The sequence below is a fragment of the Caldisericum sp. genome (assembly GCA_022759145.1).
Lineage (GTDB): Bacteria > Caldisericota > Caldisericia > Caldisericales > Caldisericaceae > Caldisericum.
Genome location: JAEMPV010000139.1, coordinates 1 through 4928 on the forward strand (window position 1 = coordinate 1; position 4928 = coordinate 4928).

A 4928-nucleotide genomic window follows, 5' to 3' on the forward strand; every position below is an offset into this window, starting at 1 on the left:
CTAAATGTTCTCTTCTATTATCTTCTCGAGGACATATTCGACAATCGAGGAAAACTTGTCGGATGAAATTGTTTGAATCGTTCGTGGATGTGGCAAATCCACCGTGATAATTTCTTTAAGTTCGCCTGGGTACTTGTGCATAATGACAATGATATCCGAGAGGAACACCGCTTCCTCTACATCATGCGTTACCATTATAGTTGAAAAGTGGTAGGAAGAGCGCATTTCCTCAAGATAAAGCCATAGTTTTCTTCGGTTTAAGGCATCAACTGCACCGAAAGGCTCATCCAATAAAAGTAGATCTGCACCCGTTAAAAGTGTTCGAAGAAGGGCAGCTCTCTGATACATCCCTCCCGATAAGGCACTGGGGAAATTATTTTCAAATCCCTTAAGCCCAAACTGCGGGAGGAGTTCAAGCACTTTTTCTTTCGCCTCTTTCTCGGCAACCCCTTTTATAAGGAGTGGGATTTCAAGGTTTTTAAGAAGCGTAAACCAGGGAAGAAGAACGCCTTTTTGAGGCATATACCCAAGAGGCCCCTCGGGGCGGGAAATTTCACCTTCAAAGGGCAAAAGACCTGCAATTGCCTTAAGAAGTGAAGTCTTGCCGCACCCTGAAGGGCCAATAAGTGCAAGATGCTTTCCTTGCGGAAGCGAAAAACTCACTCCGTTTACCGCAAGAAAGCCTTCATAATATACTTTTACATCCTTTACCCTTACTTCTTGCATGGAAGAAACTCGTTTGTAAAGAGAGTGTTTACATCGGCAGGCATACTTTTTATTATCTTAAGGCTATACATAAGGTCTGTAAAGTTTTTCCAAACTGATTCCTTCATCACACCAAAGCAACCTGCATCATCAAGATAATAAGGTGAAATCCACTTCTGCGACTTTGTAACAAGGTTTTTGTCAAGTTCAGGTGCATATTTCAAGAGGATCTGTGCTGCTTCTTCCGGGTTTTTGGCAGCATATGTGTAACCTTCAGAAATTGCCTCAACAAATGCTTTAACAACATCAGGATGCGATTCAATCATACTTTTACTTGTGATAAATATGGGCGTGTAGTGGTCAAAATTTGGAATATGGTCTTTTAAGCTATAGAAATCGAAATTAAGTCCTCGCAATTCCGCATCAATTCCTTCCCAGCCGTAATAAATCCAGGTAAAATCGTAAACTTTCCTCTGAAGACCTGTTACTTGGTCAAACACACCAAGTTCCACTTTCTTTATTGTCTTTGGGTCGACTCCGTTTTGCTCTGCAACATAATCAACGATTGCGTTTTCCCAGGCACTTCCCCAGCCACCATAAGTTTTGTTTGCAAAGTCTTTTGGTGATGTAATACCCGAATCCTTAAGCCATATAAACCCAGAGGTATCGTGTTGAAGAATTGCAGCAATTGCAACAAGAGGCGCACCTTCATTTACAACATACTGAGTAAGTGATTCCTGAAATGAGATGCCAAAATCAGCCTTGCCACCCGATACAGCAGATTCAGGCCATACTTCCGTTGGTTGCACAACAGTTACATCAAGATTCCTTTCCTTAAAATACCCTTTGTCAAGTGCAACATAAATTCCTGTGTGATTTGTGTTTGGAGTCCAATCAAGCATAAGAGTAACCTTCGTTACATTTCCAAGTTTCGTTTCTTTTGGGGCACAGCCAAAAGAAGAAGCAAGGACTACCAAAATCAATAAAGCAAGAATAATTTTCCTCATTTTTCACCTCCTAAATAGCGAGTAAATTTTTGCCTCAGCATTGTTGCAGAACCCCACATAAGGAGGCTAAAGAGGATTATGATAATTGTCCCTGCAAAAACCTGATCCAACTGAAAAGAAGAAAAAGACCTTCTTATGTAAAGCCCCATGCCAATCGTTGTGCCCATCCACTCTGCAGTGAGTGTTCCTAATATGGCATAGGGAGATGATATTTCAATGCCGGTTATGATATAGGTAAGCGTGTGCGGGAAAATGACATACCTGAAAATATCGCTTTTCTTTGCAGAAATTGCCTTGAGGACATCAACCATATCAGGGTCAACCGTCCGCAAGCCAAGAAGTGTATTTACTGTAATAGGGAAGAATGTTGCCCAGATTACAACAACAATCTTAGGAAGTGTCCCAAAGCCAAGCCACAGGATTATAAGTGGAGCAATTGCAATTGTTGGTGTTGATTGGGTGATAACTGCAATAGGGTAAATGAGGTCTTCGATGGGTTTTGCAACATGCATAAGAAGCGCAAGAAGAACGCCAAAAAGAATTGAAAGAAAGAACCCGATGAATGTTACCTCAAGGGTTGCAACAAGATTTGGAAGAATAATATTTGATTGTGTTGAGATAATGTGGACAATTTGAACTGGAGATGGAAGTATATACGATGGGACAAGTTTGTGAGACGAGACAATCTGCCATAAATAGAGAAATAGCAAGAATGAAAGGCTCTTCAAAATCTTTGAATTTTTTACAAGTTGGACTAAAATAAGCACCAAAAGGAAAAATGAAACAATAGAAATGACCGAGGACTTTGAAAAAGTCAGAATGAAAAAGCAACCTAAAAGCGCAAGCTCTACAATTTTTCTTAATTTCTTCAAATTTAAAAACCTCCCGCATTCTGGGAGGGTGTAGGCAGGGTTTCTACCTTGCACCATCTCCCTACGCCGGCATTACCCGGATCAGGTTCCAGGGGTCGGACACCTCTAAGTGTCCCTCTCAGCCACCAATGTGGGCTCCCCCGAGGCTTACACTTATATTATAATACAAAAATCAAATATTTAAATTATGCAAGCCTTTTTCAACTTTTCCTGTGTGAGGTGTTCTGAACCATTTTGTATTGAAGAAAGTAAAAAGCGCTATAAGAATTACAATTATATTCGTTGCGTTAAAGAAAAAGAATGTAAAAATGTCGTAAAACTTTATCATCTTTAAGTCAATTTTGTCAAGCGTAACAAAAAACATAATAGAATTAATTGCAAACGAAGATACTACAGTCAAAATATTCCAGTCTAAAATAAGCACAAAGATTGAAATAAGCCACAGAACAAAAGACAAAGGCAAAAGTATAAGATATGGTTTATTCCTGAAACTCTTTATGTCTGTAAACAGAAGATAAAAATATCCTCTTATCCAGCGCAACCTCTGTTTAAATGAAACAATAAATGATTCTGGTTTCTCGTCATATACCGAGATACAATCAACATACTGCACATTGTATTTAACTCTCACTGTATATTCAAAATCGTCGGTTATGCTCTTTACTTCATAAGGAAATTCTTTCAAAACCCATCCGTATGCGCCCCAACCAAAGCCGCTTAATATAGCAGAAAGTCCAAGATTATTAAGTGCAATTTGAATTTTGAAGAAAAATGCAGACATAATAACAAACATTCTTGAAACCCAGTGGGTATAGTTTGCGTTTCTTGTTCTGAATTGGATTATTGGATATGCTTTTATGTAAGGAAGCGCTTCCTTAAGAAAATCTTTATCAAAGACATTCCCTGCATCGAAAAACATAAAGAAAGCATTAACTCCCTCTTTTTCAATTATTTGAGGTAACGCCCAATTGAGTGCCTTTGACTTTGAACGTGCATTTACTTCAATTACTTCAACCCCTAATTCTTTTGCTATATTTACGGTATTGTCAGTGCAGGCATCTCCTATAAGATAAACTTTGTCGAATCCCGCATTAACTGCAGAATTTATAACAAGTGCAATCGAATCTTCCTCGTTATGTGCAGGGATAACGGCTACTATTCGTGTAGGGAAAAATTTCTCTTGCACCTTACCTCTTTTTTTAATAAGCCCAAGCAAAACAAGTAATATAAGGCCGATAAAGGTAAAAGTTGAAAATATATTTATGATATTCAGGATATAGTTCAGGATATTGTGCCATATTAATGGAGGATATTTTACATCATAGTTAAATACATAAAGAGGCACATTCTTCATAGGAAGATGAACGCTCAAATGCATTTTTAACGCCAAAACAAAACTTTCAAACTTTTCCACACTTTATTGTAACTCAATACTTCAAAAATAAGAAATTCTAAAATAGAGTAAAATAAATTATGGTGAAAATTTTTGTAACGGGCCTTCCTGGTTGTGGTAAGACAACATTAATGAAGGATATCGCAAAACTCCTTACAGATTCAGGCGTAGATATATCTGGCTTTATAACTGAAGAAGTAAGGGAAAAGGGATTCAGGCAGGGCTTTACAATAGAGGATTTAAGAACAGGCGAAAAACTCATTTTTGCATCTGTTGAACAAATATCAAATATTAAATTTGGCAAATACTTCCTCAACATCAAGAACTTTGAGAAAATTGCGCTAAATGCCTTTGAAAATGCTCAAATTGTTATTATTGATGAGATTGGCAAAATGGAATTTTATTCAAGGAGTTTCAAATATTATCTTTTTAAAAGTCTCGAAAAAGATATAAACCTCATTGCAACGCTTCATCGAGACTTAGTAAAAGATTTTTCTCGTTACGAAATTTTGGCACTTACAAGAGAAAACTATTCTGACATAAAAAACCATATCATAGAAAAACTTGCAAAATCCAGGATTATTTAACTTTTAAAAAATCAATTTTTTTCTTCACGGATTCTTCACGGACAGGGTATTATACTTCAACCAGGAAGTTTGAGAGAACTTCCAAAAAATTAGGCACAGGGAGGTGCACTATGAAAAAGAAGGTTTTAGTAGCGTTGTTTGTTTTGGGGCTTTTAGGCTCCACGGTTTTTGTGGGAAGACACTTTGTTATGGCAGGAAACACACCTACTGCACAGCAGACTCAGGTAAGCGCAGGAACTCAAACGGTAACTCAGAACACACAGGCTAAGGAACAGACAGAAACTGTTGAAACAAAAGATGAAGTTGCAGGTAAAGATGCGCAGAATGAGGTTCAAGAACCAAGTTATGCAGGAAGTATAAAGGT

6 protein-coding genes and 1 riboswitch are annotated in these 4928 nt (G+C 37.8%); of the genes, 2 read left to right on the plus strand and 4 right to left on the minus strand.

Annotation, left to right across the window (positions count from 1 at the left end):
• From JHC30_07625 to JHC30_07640, 4 genes are all read right to left on the minus strand, one after another.
• Window positions 1-726, minus strand: coding sequence for an ABC transporter ATP-binding protein (locus tag JHC30_07625; protein MCI4464017.1), 726 nt, complete (start codon window positions 724-726; stop codon window positions 1-3).
• The gene (locus JHC30_07630) at window positions 714-1712 is read right to left on the minus strand and encodes an ABC transporter substrate-binding protein (GenBank protein ID MCI4464018.1); all 999 of its coding nucleotides are present in this window, start codon (window positions 1710-1712) and stop codon (window positions 714-716) included. Before JHC30_07630 ends, JHC30_07625 begins: the two co-directional genes overlap by 13 nt.
• On the minus strand, window positions 1709-2584 hold the full coding sequence (locus tag JHC30_07635; protein ID MCI4464019.1) for an ABC transporter permease: 876 nt from the start codon (window positions 2582-2584) through the stop codon (window positions 1709-1711). Before JHC30_07635 ends, JHC30_07630 begins: the two co-directional genes overlap by 4 nt.
• A 41-nt stretch (window positions 2585-2625) precedes the next feature.
• Window positions 2626-2736, minus strand: a riboswitch (TPP riboswitch).
• 20 nt (window positions 2737-2756) lie between these two features.
• The gene (locus JHC30_07640; GenBank protein ID MCI4464020.1) at window positions 2757-3998 is read right to left on the minus strand and encodes a glycosyltransferase; all 1242 of its coding nucleotides are present in this window, start codon (window positions 3996-3998) and stop codon (window positions 2757-2759) included.
• Between the two features lie 59 nt (window positions 3999-4057).
• On the opposite strand from JHC30_07640, the gene JHC30_07645 reads away from it, so the two are divergent.
• The gene (locus JHC30_07645; protein ID MCI4464021.1) at window positions 4058-4564 is read left to right on the plus strand and encodes an NTPase; all 507 of its coding nucleotides are present in this window, start codon (window positions 4058-4060) and stop codon (window positions 4562-4564) included.
• A 110-nt stretch (window positions 4565-4674) separates the two neighbouring features.
• On the plus strand, window positions 4675-4928 hold a 254-nt coding region (locus JHC30_07650; protein MCI4464022.1), incomplete at its 3' end, for a hypothetical protein.

Coding starts and splice junctions, on each gene's coding strand:
- JHC30_07625 (MCI4464017.1), bottom strand. CDS start 726: ATGCAAGAAGTAAGGGTAAAGGATGTAAAAGTATATTATGAAGGCTTT.
- JHC30_07630 (MCI4464018.1), bottom strand. CDS start 1,712: ATGAGGAAAATTATTCTTGCTTTATTGATTTTGGTAGTCCTTGCTTCT.
- JHC30_07645 (MCI4464021.1), top strand. CDS start 4,058: ATGGTGAAAATTTTTGTAACGGGCCTTCCTGGTTGTGGTAAGACAACA.